This is a genomic window from Streptomyces sp. B8-7, assembly GCF_058833805.1.
Window position 1 is genome coordinate 36,919 of record NZ_JBYRRL010000003.1, and the last position, 17,912, is coordinate 54,830.

A 17,912-nucleotide genomic window follows, 5' to 3' on the forward strand; every position below is an offset into this window, starting at 1 on the left:
TCGGGACCACGACGCCCGGCGAGGAGGCGTGACGGTTCCGTAGGAGGCACTGAGATGACACACAAGAACCACTGGCCCGGCAGTGAACGCATGGCGATGGCACGCGCTGCTCTGGGTGGCATCCTGTCTGGCGTCGCTCGCGCTGTCGTGGCCTGGTTGCTGGACCAGCTCATCCAGTAAAGGGTTCGACCAACGGCGAGCGGCGGCGCCGGCCGGCGCCGCCGCTCGCCGTTGGTGGACACGAAATTTAGGGGCGCGGCTGACGCCGACCGGCGAGATCTGGAACGCCCGCGCGTGCAGCCAGCTGTTGTTCCAGAGCCGCGTTGGTCTCCTTGAGCCGGTGGTTCTCGATCTCCAGCACCTGGACGATCCGGGCCAGGAGCTGGGCCTGAGAGCGCAGCTCGTCGCGTTCGGCGCGGACGCGCACCAGATCCTCCTGCTGCTTGCGGCCTCGGGCTTGCGCGGCCTCGGAGACCGGCTCGGGGCTGCTACCGCGGGCCTTGATCAGGGCGTAGAACAGGTCTTTGAGGCCGGTGTGCTTGTGGGTGAGCTTGTTGCGCCGCAGCCCGGCCTCGACGGCGAGGGACACGATGGTCAGTTTGCCGTCGGAGTGCAGCGGGGCGCCGATCAGCAGGCGGACCATGGCGTCGGTGATGGCCTTCACCTCCGCGACGTCCTCGGAGCCGCAGTCGGCGTGCGCCTGGGCGAGGGCCTGGCCGACGAGCTGGGCCAGGGCCGCGCCGGCGCGCGAGCCGGGCTCGTTAGGGGCGCTCATCGTGGTTCCTCGGGGTCGTCTGCGCCTGGCTGTTGGGCGTGGTGGCGGTGGATGATGTCGGTGAGGTGGGCTCGTCGCTGCTGTTCGCGGGCCGCGATGGGGTAGGGGTCGAAGCTGGCTTCTGCGGCGGCGTCGATCCGCGCGACCTCGGCCCGCAGCATGGTGATCTGGCTGTCGGTGCGGCTGATGTTCGCGCACGCCGGATGGCAGCGGGAGTGGTCCGGTGTGCTCCGGCCGCCGTCGCGTGCCCGGTCGCGGTCCGGGGTGCACAGGGCGGTGAACGCGTCGTGGTTGCAGGTCAGGAAGGCTTTGGGGTCCTCGTAGACCTGTAGGCGGGGGTTGGCGACCAACGCGCGCAGCTCGCGCTTGCCGAGGTAGGTCCCGGCGTAGCGGTCGGAGAACTCGGCGGCCGCGGCGCGGTACCGGTCGGCGGCCGGGCCACTGACCATCTCGCCGGCGGCGATGCGCTCGCCGGCCTCGGTGAGAGTCTCGGCCAGGGCCAGGCCCTTCTCCTGGTCCAGGACGTCGAGCATGTCGGCCTTGGAGCGGCCTAATGGTGGAGTCGGGTATTGGAACTGCCTGAATGCCTCCCCCGATCTCGAGTTCAAGGCGCACGGCAGTGCGGGAGGGCCGCCGCATACAGGTGAGCCCCAGCCAGGCCGGGCGGTGTGATCGTCTGGACCGACGGTTGCCCCCTCGTCGAACATCAATCGCCCGACCGGCGGCTCCACCGGCCGTGCACGCGCTGTACGGAGTCACATAGCCACCAGCGTCACTCGACGCGCATCGTCAACACAGCGAGCGTAGCGTGGCAGAGAGGTATATTTCGATCAAACGACACGGTGATCGGCATGACGCCTTCCTTTCACGAAACACGTTTGACTGAGGCGCGAAGTGGCAGGACAGGGGGGCCTGACCCGGCGAATCGAACGCCATTTGAACGCGATCGCGATCGAATAATGTATTCGGCACCTTTTCGACGGTTGGCGGGCGTGACGCAAGTTGCCGCCGTGCGGGAGAAGCATCTCCTGCATAATCGGTTGACTCACAGCTTGAAAGTGGGACAAATAGGTCGCCGGATGGCACAGAAGCTCGTCAAGCGGAATAAAGGTGCTTGGGATGCCGGCCTTGGCCAGGAGAACGTCGAAGATTTCCCTGACATAGTTGAGTGTGCGGGACTAGCGCACGACATCGGGCACCCACCTTTCGGGCACACGGCCGAAAAGGCTCTCGGCGAGAAGATGCGAGAGTTCGAGGGCTTCGAGGGTAACGCCCAATCTTTTCGGGTAGTCGCAAAGCTGGCGGTTCTCGATGGAGTTGAGTGGGGAGGACTCGACCTCACGCGAGCAACTTTGAACGCAATCCTCAAGTACCCAAGAGATCTCGACCAAGCAAAACATGAAATCAGGATTGACGGGAGACCTGTAGCCTGGACGGACCGCAGATTTGGAGCGAAGTGGGGTTTTTATTGGAGCGAGAGGGAGCATTTTAATCATGCCCGTGAGCTCCCAGGCGGCACCTATCAAGCCGAAGTCGATAGACAGAAGAGGAGTGCGGCAGCCAGCCTCATGGACTGGGCGGATGACGTATCGTACGCAGTTCACGATCTCTACGATTACTTCAGCAGTGGCTTGACCCCCCTTCATGAGCTTCGCGGCAGCCCAGATAACGCCGAGTTCTTTCAATATATAGAGAACGGCGTCGGGGCCAGGTACTCAGAATTCAATATGGATGAGTTTAAGCGCGCCTATTCTGACCTTCTGCCATATATGCCCACGCGCAAGTGGACAGGGTCATATCGAGACCGGCACGATCTAGATCACATGATGCACGTGGTGATCACGGACTTCAATAATGCCGTGCATCCGCTCGGAACGTCGGAGATTGAAGTAGACGTCGGATCGCAGTACCGAGCCGAGGTACTAAAGCAGTTGACCCACTTCTATGTCATCGACCGCCCCGGCCTGCGCTTGATACAAGAGGGTCAAAAGGAAGTGATTCGGCAGCTCTTCGACGCCTTGATGTTGATTCTCGCAGGCGGCGACTCTGCTGTACCACCTTTGCTTCGGGATATCTATGGCAACATGAAGACCCACGAAGCACGCGAGGGCTATCACAGGAGAAACGACGAGGAGCGTCAGGCTCGGGCGGTATGTGATTACATATTCCTCTTGACCGAGGATCAAGCACTCAATTTGCTTGAATGCCTAAAGGGTGTCGCCGTTTCTCAGGGCTCAATATTCGGCGCTTGGTTTGGGTAGTGAATGCCGTCCGACAAGTCTGGTTTCAAGGCATGCCTCGCTGGCTGACCTCGGCGGCATAGGCGGCCCAGTCGCCACCTGATGCTTGCTGCCACTGGACGGCGACTTTGATGTGGATCCCGAGCACCCGGGCGAGGATCGCGGCCGGGACTTCGGTGGCGAGAGTGAACAGCGCGGTGGAGCGATCCTGTTTCGGTCGGATCCCGATCTTATGGAGACGGATGCCAATCTGGCTGTCGGTGAGAGGGCGCCCTGGATGCCCTCCCGGGAACAGCCAGGGAACGTCCTGCGGAGTGCCGATCTTGGCCTTGCCGCCGCGGGTTGCGACGAGTTCGCGGACCAAGCTGGCCAACGGCGCGGGCAGGACGACCGGGGAAGTGCCGAACGTGATGGAGACGGTGTCGCCGTCGAAGTGGACGTCGTCGACGGTAAGTTGGCTGATGGTGGCGATCTTCTGTGCGTAGAGGATCAGTAGAAGTCCCGCGACGCGGTCCGGGGTCGGCAGCGAGTCGTCGTTGAGGAGGCGTCGAGCGTCGGCCCAGCGTTTCTCGCTGTCGATGGTGCTGAGCGGACCGGTCCAACGGACGGTGCCGTAGGTCAGACCGTGGGCATGGCGGTGCTGTACCGACCAGCGGACGAAATGGCCTGTCTCGTCGCGGTAGCTGACCGTGGAGTCGGCCATCCAGCGTTCCAGGTCCGTCTGGGTGCAAGTCCCCAGCGTGAGCTCTTCACCGGTGAGCCAGTCGAGGAAGTTGTTCGCCGCAGTGACGTGGCAGCGCACGTTCAGGTCCTGGAGCCGGTTGGCGTGCTCTTCGCCGAGGCGGCGGCGGAATCGGCGCAGGTGGTGCCAGACCGCGTAGCCGTGCAGGATCCGGCGCTCGGCGAGGTCGCTGCGGGCCTGGACCGTCGCAGTGATCCATTTCTCCAGGGCGATGAGGCGCTCGTCGCGGGGCGGCAGGGCGCCGGTCGCGACCAGGACACTGCGCAGGTGGGCTAGCACCTTGCCCGGGGGCAGTTCGTCGAGGACCTCGTGTGTGACGGGCCGCTCGTCGCGTCCTATGCGTTCCAGGAGGTCACGGGCCTGGGAGCGGGAGACCCAGGCGAAGGCGACGTCCGGGCGCTGGGAACTCGTCAACGCCTCGTGGAACGGTGCGAGTTCGGGCCGGATGGCCCCGGCGGCGTCACCGAGGAGGTCGCGTACTCGCTGATCGAGGACGCATCGCTGGCAGGGACGGGTGCTGAGCTGCCAGGTAACCGTGCAGACCGGGCAGCGTCCCCAGAAGTCCGGATCGGGGTTGGTGCACTTCGCGCACAGCGGCGCCTCCCAGGTGCCGCTGCGGGCCTGGGCGACGGTGCCGCAGCTGCTGCAGGCCACCCATCGCTGCTGGCAGCGGTCGCACCAGGGATGGCCGGTGGCCCGGGACATGTCGCAGAGCGCCGTCCGCCCACAGATGCCGCACTCCGCGGTGGGGCCTTGACCCCGAAGGGTGGACACCTGTTCGTGTCGTTATGCGGCAAGCGTCAGGGTAGCTGACTGCTGTTCGTAGGCGATCGGTGCCTGCTGTCCGTTCGCCGAGTGCCGTCGCCGGGTGTTGTAGCGGGTGGTCCAGCGGAAGACCGCCAGGCGGCAGGCGCGGGCGCCGTCGAAGCGGCGGGCACCGCGCAGCGTCTCGCGTTTGAGGGTCGCGTTGAACGATTCGGCGAGTGCGTTGTCTGCGCTGGTGCCGACCGCGCCCATGGACTGCTTCACCTCCAACTCGGCACATACGGCCGCGAATTGGCGGGAGGTGTACTGGGCTCCGTGATCGCTGTGGAAGACGGCGCCGGCCAGGCTGCCCCGCGTCCGGGCGGCGGCCCGGAGCGCGTCGGTGACCAGCGAGGTGCGCATGTGGTCGGCGACCGACCAGCCCACCAGCCGCCGTGAGAAGCAGTCGATCACGGTCGCCAGATACAGGAACTCGCCGTCGCCCACCGGCAGGTACGTGATGTCGCCGACGTACTTCGTGTTGGGTGCGCTCGCGGTGAAGTCGCGCCCCAGCAGGTCGGGCATCGCTGCGGCGGACGGTTCGGGCACGGTGGTGACCTGGCGCTTGCGCAGCCGCAGCCCGGCGATGCCGTACTTGCGCATGACCCGTCCGACGCGCTTGTGGTTCACGCGCTCGCCGTCCTCGCGCAGATCGGCGGTGATACGGGGCCGGCCGTAGGTGCCGTCCCATTCGGCGTGCACGGCCCTGATCCGCTCGGCGAGAGCGACGTCGGCCTGTTCACGCGCGGCGCGGGCCGCGCGGCCGGCCCGCCACTTGTAGAAGCTGGAGCGGGCGATCTCCAGCACCTGACACAACCGCTTCACGCCCCAGGCGCGGTGATGGTCCTCGACGAACTGGCAGCGGCTGGTCACCAGGTCATCTCTTGTGCGAAAAACTTCGTCGCCTTGCGGAGAATGTCCCGTTCGGTGGCGAGTTTCTGCATCTCCTTGCGGGCTGCCGCCAGCTCCCGGCGCAGGGCCTCGTTCTCGGCCTGAAGCTCCTCGGCCGTCGGCGGGGAATCCACCGTACTCTTCTCCGTGCTCGTCGTGCTGCCCCCGCCGCGGCGGGCCCGTTCGGCCCGCACCCAGTTACGCAGCGTCTCGCGGCTGATCCCCAGATCTTTGCCGATGCCCTCGAAGGTGTGGCTCGGGTCCGACAGGTACAGCGCGACAGCGTCCGCCTTGAACTCGGGCGAGTAGACCTTCATCACCATAAGAGATGCCTCCTACCCGGCCCCTGGCGGGGCCGGGCTCAGAGGTGTCCACCACTCGGGGACAGGTCCCGTGATCCTAGGCCGGCAGTTCTGGCAACGCGGGCCATCAGGCAGCCGGTTCGCGACGGGCTTGCGGCGGCCGCAGCCGACGCACTCCTCCAGGTTCGCGGGCTGCCTGATCATGCAGTTCGGACACAGCGGTTGGCCCTCGGCATCGCGGGTAGCGGGCTCACGCACGGCGCCGCAGCCGAAGCAGGGGACGGCCGCATGGTGGGCGAAGCAGGCTCGGCAGATCCTCTTGCCCTCCAGCAGTTTGGACAGCGCCTTCACTCCGTGGCAGTTCGGGCAGGCAGGCCGGACCACCTTGGTCGCCCCGGCCTCGACGAGCTCATTGATGAACCGCAGGGCAGCAGGAGTGGGGGCTTCGTAACCAACCCCGGTCAGCAGATCGGGGCGGGCGACGACGGCCCAGGCCAGGCGCCGCTGCCCGGCGGGCCGGATGGTGGCTCGTCCGAGTGCGGCCAGGACCGCGTCGCTGTTGAGGGCTGGATCGAAGTTCGTGATGAGCTCGGTGAGTTCCCGGAGCGGATCGCCGTCGGTGTCAGGGCAGTTCGCGCAGCGGGGCTCGCCGTTGCGGTCCCGGCTGGTGACGCGTCGTTCTTCGTGGCAGCCCGCGCAGACGGCCGGCTTGTCGAAGCAGGGTGAGCATCCCCACCGCCCTCCGGTGCTGCTGCCGACGTACCGGCATGCGCGTCCGCACTCGCCGCAGAGGGGCAGTGCGACGTTCTGGGCCCCGGCGTCGCAGAGAGCCATGAGCAGTTTGGCGACGCAGTAGGGCGCCGGTGGTCGTCCGGTCCTCAGCAACGATGGGTCGTCGTGCAGAGCCTGGGCGAGACTGCGGCGGCCTGCTCGTGTGCGTACGACCGTGAGGACGATGTCGCGGATGCGCTCAGCGGGCAGATGCTTTTCGACGTTGCAGACCAGACGCACGACCAGGCCGACCGGATCCGCAAGGACCTCGTCGGCGAGACCGGTCACCGGTCGACACCGGTGATCCGGGCCCGCCGGGGCCGCAAGTCGCCGACTCCCTCGGAGACCGAAGTCCCACCTGTGGCGGCCTTCTTCGGCTTCGTTGCGGAGCCGGCCACGGCGATGGGCTCGATGAGGTCGTCCATGGTGCAGTCGAGGATGTCGAGCAGGGCCATGAGGATCTTCAGGCTGAGGCGTTCGGGCCTCTCGACGACGAGCCGGTAGACCTGGCTCGACGACAGTGTGATGCCGCGTTCCTTCAGCGGCGGGATGAGGTCGGTGGTGGAGAACATCCCGCGATCCGCCATGACCTTGCGCAGGTGCCAGTGGTAGTCGAGCTTGGCGGCCATCATCGGGTCCTTCCTCGTCAGACGCCGGCGAACGCCGGGGCCAGGGCCTTGCTCAGGGCAGTGTTCATGAAGTCGTCGCTGACGTGCGTGTAGATGGCCGTGGAGCTGTCGCACTCGTGACCGACCTGCTGCTGGATGAAGCGCCGGTCCACCCCGTCCTCGGTCAGATGCGTGACGTAAGAATGACGAATTGAGTGCGGAACTAGTTCTTTGGGGAGCTTTAGGGCGTCTCGGTATGCCTCGAACCGATCGTTGATCGAGCTCGGCTGCAGGCGTCCCCCGCGTTCGGTGATCCACAGAGCGGGGTGATCGGGGAAGCCGAAGCGCGGCCGGACGTTCTCGACGTAGTCCTCGACCGCCTCGACGGACCAGTCCATCACCGACAGCACGTTCCTGCGTCGTGGCGGCTGGCCCTTTTTTGCTTTGCCGTACCGGACGTTGAGCGTGCCGTACCGGCCGAACTGGCGAGCCTTCGGGTTCCGTCCAAAGTCGACCACGTCGAGCTTCGACGTCTCGGTCCGGCGAAGGCCCCAGCCGTAGATGACCTTGAAGAGGGTGGCGTCGCGGTAGGCGGCGAGGGCGCCCTTTCGCTTGGACTTCACGGCACGTGCGACCTGGTCATCGGCGTAGTCGAGGAACCGCTGCAGTTCTTCGCGGGTGAACGGCCTCGCTTCCGGATTGCCTTCGTAGCCCTGCAGGTGGGGCAGGGTGTTCCACTCGTGCGCGATCGCCACCGGGTGAACGCCGAAGGCTTCTTCACAGGCAGGTCCCCAGCCGTAGCGGCCGTCGATCAGGAACTCGGTGAACAGCCGGATGTCACCCTGGTAGCTGCGGATCGTGGACGGCGCGAGATGTTTCTCGCCCGTCAGCGAGGCGGACCACTCGTCCATGTGGGCCGGCGTCCACTGCCACGGGTAGTCGTTCGCGAACTCGAGGAACCGGCGGACCAGCCGTTCCCTTGGGTCGATCGTCTCGTCCTTCAAGCCGCGCGACTTCTGCTGAGCCCTCCAGCCCCGCAGCATCGCGTCGAACATCGCGTCCTCCGGACGCAGCTGAACCACCCCGGACACGAGCTCCAAACGAGCCGCCCCGGCCAGGGCCACCTTGTGCTGATGCACCACTCCAGACCCTCCCTTCTGGAGGGCAGATCATGCATCAAACGGGATCGTCTCGGCAACATGCCTGCTCAGGACGCCAGTTCGTAGTAACGTCGGAGGCCATGAAGCCGTCGCCGTGAGCTGGCGACCTGCAACTTCTCGCCCATCTGATGCAATTCCCGAGGGTTGACGTACGACTCCGACATGGCGGTGGCTGCGTGGCCATACTGCACCGCGAGTGCGATCCGCCCGCCGGGCTGCCGGTAGATGAACCAGGCGATGGTGCGGCGGAAACGGCGCAGCGCGACGGCGCCGTCGGGTCATCCGGGATCAGCTCGTGAGGGCGGCCGTGGTCGGCGGCGAGCTGGTTGGCCCAGGTGGTGAAGGCGCGGATGCGCTCCACCGCGGCGTCCGAGGACAGGCCGGTGCGGTCCATGATCGTGCGCTTCGCGCCGCGGAAGAGGGTGCGGGTGAACAACTGCTCGCCCCCTTCGAGCTGTTCGGCGACGGCGATGGCCCGAGCGACGGGCTCCAGCACGATCCACGGATCCGCGCGCACCTCCCCTTCGGGGATCGCGTTGCCGTCCTCGTCCAGGACGCCCTTGAAGTGCTGGCCGCGCACCTCGTAGCGCACGGTCCCGTCGTCTCGTTCGGTACGGGTGCAGCAGCCGCGGCGCAGGGCCAGGACCTCTTCGGGGCGCATCCCGGAAAGGTACGAGCAGCAGATCAGCACGGCGGTGGACAGGTGCAGCACCAGGGTGTCAACGTCGTCGAAGCCGAGCGTCGGCGTCCAGGGGGCGTGGCCGATCCGGCCGGAGACCGGCACGTCGAGCACCGGGCCGGGGCCGAAGTCCTCCGCAGTGAGCTCGTCGCGCAAGGACTGGCGGGCGGCGGCGATCTGGCCGGTGCTGACGCCGAGGGTGGCGGCCAGGAAGGTGTTGGCCATCGGTGGCAGCGGGCCCTCGTACTTGGCGGACACGGCGGTGGCGCCCGGGGCGCGGCTGGCGGGCAGCCTCTGCCCGGCCGCGAGCAGGCCGCGCAGATACGCCCGGGCTCGCTCGATGCCGCCGGGGACAGCCCGGGTGGGAAGAGAGTCGAGCAGTCGGCGGTGCTCGCGGGCGGCGGCCAGGATGTCCTCGGAGAGGTCCAGGACGGTTCGCAGTGCCCACACCAGCAGCGGGGCCATGACGGCCGGGTGCACAATCGGGATGTTGTTCTCGCCGTCCGGGGCATCGTCGTTGGTGCCGAGGAAGTCGGTCATGACCGCGGCCGGGTCCTCCCAGGGCGGCATGACCAGCCGGTCGCGCTCGGGCAGGTAGGGGGCGTACGCCCACAGCCGCGAAATGACCCACAGGGTCTTGGCGTCGGTGCGCCAGCGGCGGCCGCTGGGGCGCAGCTGCTCGGCGTACTCCTGAAGGTCGTCGGCCGTGACCTGGGCGAGCTCCGTGATGTCGCGGTCGGTGAGCCAGGAGGCGAAGCGGATCCAGACCAGGAAGTAGTGGCGCAGGCTGGCCGGTTGGGTCACCGACCGCGAAGCCCGCTGCTGGAGCAGGACGGCCGGTGTCGGCATGTTCAGCTCGGCGAAGGCCGCGCGCATCAGCGCCGACCGAAGTGCGGCGGGGCACCGGCTCCAGTCGATGACCAGGGAGCGATGCGGCTCCTTGCGGCTCATCAGCGCCAGCCGCCAGGCCAGGTCGCCGAAGCGCGGCAGCTGCGCCGGGTCGAAGCCGGGCCGCAGGCGGGCGAAGGGCAGGACGAACGCATCGGGCGCCGGGTCGATCACTCTCGGGTCGGCCGAGTCGGCGGACGGGGTGGTCACGGGTCAAGCCTCCGTTCCAGCATCGCGTGGATCAGCTCGCGATCGGACTCGACGATGGCGGCGACGAGGCGGGGTCTGCTGTCGGTGCTGGTGTAGGTGGTCAGGAAGTCGCCGATCCGGGCGTGGTGGGTAGCCCAGTCCGCGGCCCACACCGCGGGGGACACCGCTGAGCGCAGCGACTCCAGCGCCTGGTGGAGGTAGGCGATGCGGGGCAGGTCGCGGCCGGTGGCCACCGCGTTGCGGCAGGCGAAGCACAGCAAGAACGACACCGCGCACGGCGTCCCGGCCGCGCTGTGGTCGGAGTTGAGGAAGTCCGCGCACGAGGCGACTGGGGTGCGCAGTCGGCCGGCCACGATCCTGCGGGCCACCTCGATGTCGACTTCGGCCTCCTTGGCCACGAGTTCGGCAGCTTCCTCGGTGTCGCCGTCGGCCTGGTCGACCAGCCGCATGGCCACCGTCTGCCGGGCGGAGGCGAGGGCCTGCGCGAGCCCGAGTTCGACCGCGCCGCGCGAGGCTTCGCGGACCTCTTCGTCCAGGAGCTGGTAGTCCCGCTCGTGGGTGCTCTGGGTGTTGTTGCGCGCCCGGCCGTGGTGTGCCTGGGCGCTGTGCCGCAGCGCCTGGGCGTGGATGCGCTGCGGGAGGGCCACGCTGTCGGCGCGGGCTTGCTGCTGCCAGCGCCGGATCGCCCCGTCCAGAGCGTTGCCGGTGGCGTAGTCGCGCAGGTTCTCGCCGCCGCCCAAACCGCGATGGCCGACCAGCAGCTTGGCCGTGGGGCGGCCGAGCAGATCCAGGGTCGCCCTCGCCTGCGCAGTCAGCTCCAGGACGTGGCGCAGGGCACGGCCGCTGGAGCCCTCGCCGATGTCGACGAGGGTGTTGCTGGCATGCCGGCGCCGGCCGCGCCTGGCCTTGTCCGTATCGACCTGGTGCACCGCCGGGTCATCGCGGTCTGCGTTCGGCCACCAGGACGGCACGTCCATCTTCTTGAGGACCGAGAGGTTCCACGCCTCGTGCACGATCAGCAGCACGGCCGCCGCCCCGATCTCGTCCGGCGTCGGGAACAGCCGGGCAAGCGAGGCGGCGTTGCCCTCGAAGCCGAGTGCGCGCTCCGCGTATGCCGTCACGGAGTGGTCGTTGCTGCTGCAGTAGCGCGGCAGGTCGCCGGTGCGAGCCAGCACGTCCAGCACCTCGCCGACCGCCCAGTCGCCGTCCCCCAGCTCGATCGCCCCTGCGCGCCAGCGCTCCAGCACCGCGGTGTTCGCCGCGATCCGCAGCCGGGCGGCACGCACCGTCGCGGCGGCCGCGGTCCGGATCGTCTTCAGCTCCTCGCGGGTGTGGGCCTCCTTGCGGCGCCGGCCACGGCGGGCTGGCGGGCGCCGCCTCGGCGTCTCCATGAACACCCGCGTCGCCTCCGGCACCCCGGGCGCCCGACGGACGACGGCGGCCAGGACCCGGCGGACGTGGATGTCGCCGGTCCACTTCTTCCACCACTCCACCGTGATCTGCCCGGTCGCGGTGACGGGCGGCTCGGCCGCCGCGGCCTCCTTGAAGAACAGCCGCAGCGTCCGGGCGTTGGTCCGGTAGGTGTCCTCGCTGCCCCATCCCCGCCCCTGCGCCGCCAGCGCGGCCACCAGGACCCGGCGGAAGTCCACCGGCCCAGGGCTGTCCCGGAAGTCCCACACGCCCAGCGGCTTCCCGGCGCCGCTGACCGGGCGCAGCACCAGCCCGTTCGCATCCAGCACCGGCGCCTTGCGGAAGCCGCTCGGCGGCAGCGCCGCCCGACGGCCCCGGCCGCTCACGCCGCGTCCAGGATCAGACCGGTGCGCTCCGCCAGCTCTGCGATCTTCTCCGCGTTGACCGGGTTGTCGTCGTCGTTGAGCAGCGACTCCAACTGCAGACCGCGCACCGGCTCCAGGTACACGTCCCGGGTCACCTGCTCGCTGCGGTGCCCGAGCATGTCCTTGACCATCAGCCAGACCTGCCCGTACACCTCCTCGTAGTGCAGGCGCTGAGCCGGCGTCAGCCCGAGCCGGCGGTCCAGCGCGTTGTGCAGCGAGATCAGCATCCGCAGGGCCATGGAGTGCCGAAGCATCTTCGGGGTCGCGAAGACCTCGAGGCCCGCGGCGGCGCAGCGATCGCTCGCCCGCTCGAAGACCTTCGTCCAGCTCGCGTACTCCATCGGCAGACCGCTCTCCGTCAACCACAGCATCGCCGGCTCCAGGCCGTCCTCGCCGTCGACGAACAGCCGCATCCGCTCGGCGGCCGTCAGCCGCCCCAGCGCGCGCTCGCCCGACCCGCCGTCCCGGCTCGTCCACCGCAGCCGCCCCGCCCGGGTGACCTCGCGGACGATCCGCAGGCCCGGCAGCCGGTCGTAGACGCCACGCGCCCGGGCGCGGGCCACCGCCAGCGCGCGCGTGCTCATCCGGTAGCCCTCGACGCGCTGGAGCGCTGGGTGGCCAACGTAGAAGGTGTAGCCGGCCCGTTTGGCCACGGCCTGGCCGACCTTGCCCGCGTAGTAGTTCCGCTGCCCCAGCACCGGGAGTTCGCAGGTCAGCAGGGTGCCGCCCTCACGGCGCCGCAGACCGCTGGAGTACAGCAGGTCGGCGAACGCCGTGTCCCGGCCGGAGCACCGGCCGCGCCACGCCTCGTCCTCCAGACCGCTCGGCAGCATCCCGCCGAGCCCGACGTTGCGCCACAACCGAAAGGCCCGGGGCGACAGCCACTTCACGTCCGAGGTCTTCACATCCGACGGCGCCGGCAGCGTCACCGGGTTCGCCGGCACGAAGCCATGCCCGGCCGCGATGTCGTACAGCAGCTTCAGCGCGGCCAGTTCCTTCGCCCAGGTCCCGCCGCCGACCGGCGTGGGGTTCTCCGCTCCCCGCCGGCGCCACGCCTCCCAGTCCTCGACGTCCTCCACCGACGCCCCGTCCCAGTTCAGCCCGCGCTGCCACAGGAAGGTGAAGAACAACCGGTAGATCGGCGCGTAGGTGAACTGTGTGCCTTGCGCCTTCGCGGAGAAAGCGGAGCGCCGGAAGCACTCGCTCAGCCGTGGGTCGACACGACCCTCCGGCGAGACGAGGATCGGCTGCTGCTCGCGCAGCCCGAGCGCGCGCTCGCGTGCCTCCAGGTCTCCCCACCCTGCCACCGGCCAGTCAGCAGCGGGCGCTCCGCCATCACCGACCCAGAACAGCCGCCACTCGTAAGCCACTTCGCTCCCTCAGCCGCAACACGACGTGAGGCAACACAGCGTATGTCCACAGAACACAGGTACGTGTTCCGGCTTGGCCGGACCCGCCGTGAGCGGGAGGAGATCGAGCTCGGTCTCCCCGTGCTGCGGCCCTACCCGAAACGTCCCGACGCCGAGCCTGCAGCGGCGTGAGGTGCTCAGGCACCGCCGTCCGCGATCGGCCGCCAGTCCTGGCGCCCCCCGTTCTCGTCTCCTTGGAGCTGCCATGCCTTCGCGTACCGTCCACCGCCCGCCTCGCGTGCCCGACTTGACCTCCTACGACCTGCTCGCTCCCCAGCTGTCCGGCGGCAAGGACAGCGCGGTCATGATGTGCGTGTTCATGGAAGCCGCCCGGGCCGCCGGCGTGGACGACCGGGTGATCTCCTACCACTCCAGCCTCGGAGTGCTGGAGTGGCCGCCGGTGGTCTTTGGCGGCATCCGTTATCCCGGGGTGTCCGAGCTCGCCGCGCTGCAGAGCGCTGCCTTCGGGGTGCCGGCCGACCGGCACCTGGAGGTCACCCGCACGATGCCGGGCCCGGACGGCACCCGGATGCCGCGCAGCCTCCTGACCGAGATCGCGGCCTACGGCCGCTTCCCGCGCATGGGCAGCCCGTACTGCCGCAAGAGCGCCAAGGACAGCGTGGTCTCCAGCGCCTGGACACCGATCGTCAACCGTTTGAAGCGCGAGCTCGGCCGCCCGGTGCGGATCCTGAAGGTCATGGGTCTGCGCAGCGACGAGGGGCCCGACCGCAAGAAGCGGGCGGCGTTCCGTACGGTGCAGGCCAACAGTGCGCGCGTCGTCGACGAGTGGCTGCCCGTCAAGGACTGGTCGACCGACGCGGTCAAGGAGTGGCACACCGACGCGCCGGTGCCGTACTGCTGGACGTACGATTCGGCGCCCGGTGCGGGCGACTGGGGCGGAACCTCCCGCTGCTCGTGCTCGCTGCGCGTCTTCGCCTCCCGCCACGACGTGCTGCTCTCCATCGGCCGGCGGCCGCGGCTGGCCGACCTGTACGCCGAGGTCGAACAGGTCCGAGGCGACAGCTTCCGCGCTGACTGGCGCATCACCGATCTGATCCGGCACGCCGCGGCCTGCGGAGCGCCCGACCCCGGCGTGGTCTGCTCCGACGACGGCCCGGAGTTCACCGCCCTCGAGGAGCAGGTCCGAGCGGCCTTGGAGGAGGAGCCCCGCAAGAAGCCCGACCTGGCCCGGCGGACACGACGATCTCCGTGCGATGGCTGTGCCGCTCCGCTCTGAAGATTTCCCACACGTCTCTGATCTTTCTTGAAGGGCATACTGCTGATGATGACGACGACCACCCAGCGCCTCCTCGACCTTGCCGCGGCCGCACCGGCCAGCCACGACGAGGACCTGGTGCTGCTCCTGCGCGAAGCGAGTGAGCTGTACCAGCAGGGTTTTGCAGACCTGCGCGACACGGTGGCGGCCCGCTTCGCCGGGCTGTCCGGCGGGGATCTGGTGACGGCCGCGACCGCGGCCGGCATGCCGTGCGATGCGTCCCAGGATCGCGACGAGTTGGTCCTGCTGCTCGCCCTGGCCGAGTGGGAGATGACTCCGGCGGCCCTGGCCTACTCGGAGATGGCCCAGGACGCGGCTCACCGCGGTGTGTGCCTGATCCCGGAGGAATGACTTCTTCCTCGCGCCGGCCGGGAAAACCTGGGCAGCGTACTAGACCCCCGCCCCAAATTCCTGCCATTATGTGAGTTGTGAGCCGGGCAGGCCGGCTCACCTCCGACAGGACGGACGGTTCTGCCATGACCTCGCGCCGTGAGCCTCGCCTGGCCGACGCTGCCGAGATCGCGGCTGAAAAGGGCCTGACGCCCGCGCGGATCAGCGGCCTCTACAACGACCGCGCCGAGAACGGCTTCCCCGAAATCGCCGACATGCGCGGCCGCGCCCGCCTGTGGGACCACGCGAAGGTCACCGAGTGGTTCGCGAACCGCCCGCCGGCACGCCTGCGCGAGCATACACCGCCCGCCCGTGACCCGCAGGACCTGCTGAACGCCGCCGAGGCCTCGAGGTTCCTGGGCTACAAGAACCCCAACCAGGTCACCACCTTCGTCCGCGACCACCCCGGGTACTTCCCCGACCCGGACGTCGTCGAAGAGCTGGGCACCGCCGAAAACCCCTACCGCCGACAGCTGTGGCGCGTGCAGACCCTGCTGGACTGGATGGCCACCCGGCCGGGCCGCGGCAAGCACGCCGGCGCGAAGCGCACTGCCCCCGCACTGCCCGACGTCCCTGTCGACGGCGACCCCGACGAGCTCCTCGGCGCGACTCAGGCCGCGGCACTGCTGGGGTTCAAAAGCGTCAACTCCTTCTCCAGCAGCCTGTCCCAGGGCAATCTGCCCCTGCTGGAAACCCCCGACGCTCTCACGGAGAAGGGCGGGCGCCGACGGTGGACGCGTCGGCGCATCCTCGAGCAGGCCGCCCAACCCCGGGGCAGAAACCGGCGGTGAGCGCCCTTTCGCCCACCGCCCCATAGACGCGGCATCCGGTTACGGGTCGTTGGTCCCTTGCGGGCCGGGTGTCGCACGATGGCCGGCATTGCGTGGCTCGCCACCACGCCCCGCAGCAGCCCTCGGCTGCTGCGGACCGGCCATCGCCGAACTTCTCATGGGGGCCGCCCTCTTCCTGGTTCACCCCCAGCCCCTTGCCGTAAAGCTGGCGAACTCCCCGGCAGGAGCAAGCTGCTCTGGCGCGCGGGCCCGCCCCGTGGTCGGGGCCATGGACGTCAGGAAAGACGCAGAGCGCGAGGCTGTTTCGACTTCGTGACCATGGTCGGGGCTTCCTGGTCGGGGGTCTGGTCGGGGCCTGCGGGTTTCCTCAGCAGCAACCGAAGGTCTCCGCCGGAGACCGCCACGGCCGCGGAAGGAAACGTCTCATGAGCAGCGCCGCACGGAGCACTCCGGCGACGAAACCGGCCCCCAGCCCCGCTGAGCCCTTGGCCCACCAAGTGCTGGCGGGGCTCGCCCAGCACCGCATCGCCAGCACCAGCCAGTTGCGCCGGATGCTGCGCCCGGACGGCACGCGACAGCTGATGTCCCGTGTTCTGAACAGGCTGCGCTCCGACGGCTTCGTCGACTGCACGGTGCTGCCGGACGCGAACCGGACCCGTACCAACGCCTGGTACCTCACGCAGGAAGGCGCCCGGCTGACCCGGGACCTGCCCGTCCTGCGGGGGCGGCCGCCCTACCCCATCACCTCGACCACAGCAGCGTCGCTGAAAACCCCGCACACGCTCGCCGTCGTTCGCGCTCACCTTGCTTTCGCCGCAGACGCCCGCCGGCTCGGGCACGAGCACGGCCCCTGGGACTGGACCCCTGAGGTGTCCCACTCCATCGGCGAGGGCGAGCGGATCGTGGCCGACGCGGTGATGTACTACACGGTCGTCGAGAGCGAACACCGGCGAAAGCTGCGTGCGTTCGTGGAAGTCGATCGCAGCACCATGAGCAGTGAGCGGCTGGCCGTGAAGCTGATCGAATACGCCCGCCTGTTCCAGTACGAGGCCCAGCCCGTCGGCCGGCGGAGGCAGGCCACCGCAGGTCCCGCCTGGCTGCGCTGGTATCCGGTTTTTCCCCGGGTGCTCTTCGTGCTCACCGGTGCCTCCCGGGCCAGGATGGAGAATCGGATGAGCGATCTGCAGGCAATGGTCGCTCAGCACCCGCTCGTGGCGGGTCTCGCTCGGGAGGTCCGGCTGGGAGCCGCCGTGCTGGAAGACCTGGAGCAGCACGGTCCCTCCCAGGACGTGTGGATGCCTCTGGTCGGCGGTAATCCTCGCCCGTGGACGGACCTGTGAGGTGAACGGCCGGCGGCCGCTCAGCGGGGAGGCCGCCAGCGGGTGAACACGCATTGGTCGGGGCCGGCGTGGATGCCGAAGGGCAGGTCGATCCGGTCGAGAAGGAATCCCTCGCCGGGGGCGTGCACGGTGTATCCGCAGCCCTTATAGAAGGCGCCCAGGTCCCGCTCGGTCTCGAAGGACCCGTACAGCAGGAAGTAGTCGAGCTGGTCGTAAACCTGCCAGGCCCGCTTCAGCAGGAAGCTGGCGAGGCCCTGGCCGCGGGCCTGCTCGGCTACCGCCAGGCCGTGTACTTTGGCGATGGCCACGCTCAGGGTCACAGCCTGCACGTTGCTGTACCCGTGCTCCAGAGCCCGCTCGATGATGGTTCCGGGGGCGGTGACGGACAGAGCGCCGATCGGCCGGTCCTGCTCGTCGACCGCCACGAGAGTCAGGCTGACACTGGCCATCGAGTCGGCCATCGAGTGCCCGATGGTCCGGCGCGCGAAGTCCTCGAAGAACGTCTTGGTGGTGCCGTCCAGACCGTCCAGGAGGGCGGCACCTGCCGTGCCCTGCTCGATGGAGGACCGCAGAGCCGGAATGAGCCGGGCTCCAGCCGTGTCGAGCAGCGCGTCGACGGTGTCCGTGTCCGCTGCCGTGGCGAGCCGTACGCGGGTGCCGGCGGGGCCGGGCCAGCCCTTCCGTAGCCGGTCGGCGGACAGCCGTACTGGTCTGCTGCTGCCCTTCTTCGCGGTGCGCTTGGCCATGGACAGCCCCCTGGGGTCGGCATGAACTGGGACGACGCTGAGCGCCATGAGGGAT

At 68.8% G+C, this 17,912-nt stretch carries 16 protein-coding genes; 5 read left to right on the plus strand and 11 right to left on the minus strand.

Features of this window, described 5'->3' with window-relative positions:
- Positions 1-247 precede the first annotated feature (247 nt).
- Together AC5K6T_RS15485 and AC5K6T_RS15490 are read right to left on the minus strand one after the other, a co-directional pair.
- Positions 248-775, minus strand: coding sequence for a hypothetical protein (locus AC5K6T_RS15485; RefSeq protein WP_493209455.1), 528 nt, complete (start codon positions 773-775; stop codon positions 248-250).
- Positions 772-1,308: a hypothetical protein gene (locus AC5K6T_RS15490; RefSeq protein ID WP_493209457.1), complete on the minus strand. Its 537-nt coding sequence runs from the start codon at positions 1,306-1,308 to the stop codon at positions 772-774. The genes AC5K6T_RS15485 and AC5K6T_RS15490 overlap by 4 nt, the downstream gene beginning before the upstream one ends.
- Before the next feature lie 318 nt (positions 1,309-1,626).
- On the opposite strand from AC5K6T_RS15490, the gene AC5K6T_RS15495 reads away from it, so the two are divergent.
- Positions 1,627-3,036: a deoxyguanosinetriphosphate triphosphohydrolase family protein gene (locus tag AC5K6T_RS15495; RefSeq protein ID WP_493210786.1), complete on the plus strand. Its 1,410-nt coding sequence runs from the start codon at positions 1,627-1,629 to the stop codon at positions 3,034-3,036.
- Positions 3,037-3,061: 25 nt separating this feature from the next.
- On the opposite strand, the gene AC5K6T_RS15500 is transcribed toward AC5K6T_RS15495, so the two are convergent.
- From AC5K6T_RS15500 to AC5K6T_RS15535, 8 genes are all read right to left on the minus strand, one after another.
- Entirely contained in the window at positions 3,062-4,462 is a 1,401-nt protein-coding gene (locus tag AC5K6T_RS15500; protein WP_493209459.1) for a site-specific integrase, read from the minus strand.
- A gap of 81 nt (positions 4,463-4,543) precedes the next feature.
- Positions 4,544-5,775 (minus strand): IS3 family transposase gene (locus AC5K6T_RS15505; RefSeq protein WP_493209460.1). Its coding sequence is split into 2 segments (ribosomal slippage): positions 4,544-5,449 and positions 5,452-5,775, totalling 1,230 coding nucleotides; the frame shifts between segments, so codons are not numbered across the junction.
- A gap of 12 nt (positions 5,776-5,787) precedes the next feature.
- Positions 5,788-6,813 (minus strand): hypothetical protein, encoded by a 1,026-nt coding sequence (locus AC5K6T_RS15510; protein ID WP_493209461.1) that lies wholly within the window; start codon positions 6,811-6,813, stop codon positions 5,788-5,790.
- Positions 6,810-7,157 carry a helix-turn-helix domain-containing protein gene (locus AC5K6T_RS15515; protein ID WP_493209463.1) on the minus strand — a complete coding sequence of 116 codons (348 nt, stop codon included), beginning with the start codon at positions 7,155-7,157 and terminating at the stop codon, positions 6,810-6,812. Before AC5K6T_RS15515 ends, AC5K6T_RS15510 begins: the two co-directional genes overlap by 4 nt.
- 14 nt (positions 7,158-7,171) lie before the next feature.
- Positions 7,172-8,275 (minus strand): tyrosine-type recombinase/integrase, encoded by a 1,104-nt coding sequence (locus AC5K6T_RS15520; protein ID WP_493209465.1) that lies wholly within the window; start codon positions 8,273-8,275, stop codon positions 7,172-7,174.
- Between the two features lie 34 nt (positions 8,276-8,309).
- On the minus strand, positions 8,310-10,070 hold the full coding sequence (locus AC5K6T_RS15525; RefSeq protein WP_493209467.1) for a hypothetical protein: 1,761 nt from the start codon (positions 10,068-10,070) through the stop codon (positions 8,310-8,312).
- Positions 10,067-11,866, minus strand: coding sequence for a hypothetical protein (locus AC5K6T_RS15530; RefSeq protein ID WP_493209469.1), 1,800 nt, complete (start codon positions 11,864-11,866; stop codon positions 10,067-10,069). Before AC5K6T_RS15530 ends, AC5K6T_RS15525 begins: the two co-directional genes overlap by 4 nt.
- Positions 11,863-13,275 carry a site-specific integrase gene (locus AC5K6T_RS15535; protein WP_493209471.1) on the minus strand — a complete coding sequence of 471 codons (1,413 nt, stop codon included), beginning with the start codon at positions 13,273-13,275 and terminating at the stop codon, positions 11,863-11,865. Before AC5K6T_RS15535 ends, AC5K6T_RS15530 begins: the two co-directional genes overlap by 4 nt.
- 244 nt (positions 13,276-13,519) lie before the next feature.
- Between AC5K6T_RS15535 and AC5K6T_RS15540 the strand changes: the two genes are divergently transcribed.
- From AC5K6T_RS15540 to AC5K6T_RS15555, 4 genes are all read left to right on the plus strand, one after another.
- Positions 13,520-14,551: an adenine nucleotide alpha hydrolase family protein gene (locus AC5K6T_RS15540; protein ID WP_493209473.1), complete on the plus strand. Its 1,032-nt coding sequence runs from the start codon at positions 13,520-13,522 to the stop codon at positions 14,549-14,551.
- Between the two features lie 27 nt (positions 14,552-14,578).
- Positions 14,579-14,941, plus strand: coding sequence for a hypothetical protein (locus AC5K6T_RS15545; RefSeq protein WP_493209475.1), 363 nt, complete (start codon positions 14,579-14,581; stop codon positions 14,939-14,941).
- A gap of 125 nt (positions 14,942-15,066) precedes the next feature.
- The gene (locus AC5K6T_RS15550; RefSeq protein WP_493209476.1) at positions 15,067-15,771 is read left to right on the plus strand and encodes a hypothetical protein; all 705 of its coding nucleotides are present in this window, start codon (positions 15,067-15,069) and stop codon (positions 15,769-15,771) included.
- 425 nt (positions 15,772-16,196) lie between these two features.
- Complete coding sequence (locus AC5K6T_RS15555; protein ID WP_493209478.1) at positions 16,197-17,111, plus strand: replication-relaxation family protein; 915 nt, start codon at positions 16,197-16,199, stop codon at positions 17,109-17,111.
- A 20-nt stretch (positions 17,112-17,131) separates the two neighbouring features.
- Here the strand turns inward: AC5K6T_RS15555 and AC5K6T_RS15560 are convergent, their stop codons facing one another.
- Positions 17,132-17,905, minus strand: a complete 774-nt coding sequence (locus tag AC5K6T_RS15560) for a GNAT family N-acetyltransferase (RefSeq protein WP_493209480.1) — start codon at positions 17,903-17,905, stop codon at positions 17,132-17,134.
- Between the last annotated feature and the right edge of the window lie 7 nt (positions 17,906-17,912).

Coding starts and splice junctions, on each gene's coding strand:
- AC5K6T_RS15485 (WP_493209455.1), bottom strand. CDS start 775: ATGAGCGCCCCTAACGAGCCCGGCTCGCGCGCCGGCGCGGCCCTGGCC.
- AC5K6T_RS15490 (WP_493209457.1), bottom strand. CDS start 1,308: ATGCTCGACGTCCTGGACCAGGAGAAGGGCCTGGCCCTGGCCGAGACT.
- AC5K6T_RS15495 (WP_493210786.1), top strand. CDS start 1,627: ATGACGCCTTCCTTTCACGAAACACGTTTGACTGAGGCGCGAAGTGGC.
- AC5K6T_RS15500 (WP_493209459.1), bottom strand. CDS start 4,462: ATGTCCCGGGCCACCGGCCATCCCTGGTGCGACCGCTGCCAGCAGCGA.
- AC5K6T_RS15515 (WP_493209463.1), bottom strand. CDS start 7,157: ATGATGGCCGCCAAGCTCGACTACCACTGGCACCTGCGCAAGGTCATG.
- AC5K6T_RS15540 (WP_493209473.1), top strand. CDS start 13,520: ATGCCTTCGCGTACCGTCCACCGCCCGCCTCGCGTGCCCGACTTGACC.
- AC5K6T_RS15550 (WP_493209476.1), top strand. CDS start 15,067: ATGACCTCGCGCCGTGAGCCTCGCCTGGCCGACGCTGCCGAGATCGCG.
- AC5K6T_RS15555 (WP_493209478.1), top strand. CDS start 16,197: ATGAGCAGCGCCGCACGGAGCACTCCGGCGACGAAACCGGCCCCCAGC.
- AC5K6T_RS15560 (WP_493209480.1), bottom strand. CDS start 17,905: ATGGCGCTCAGCGTCGTCCCAGTTCATGCCGACCCCAGGGGGCTGTCC.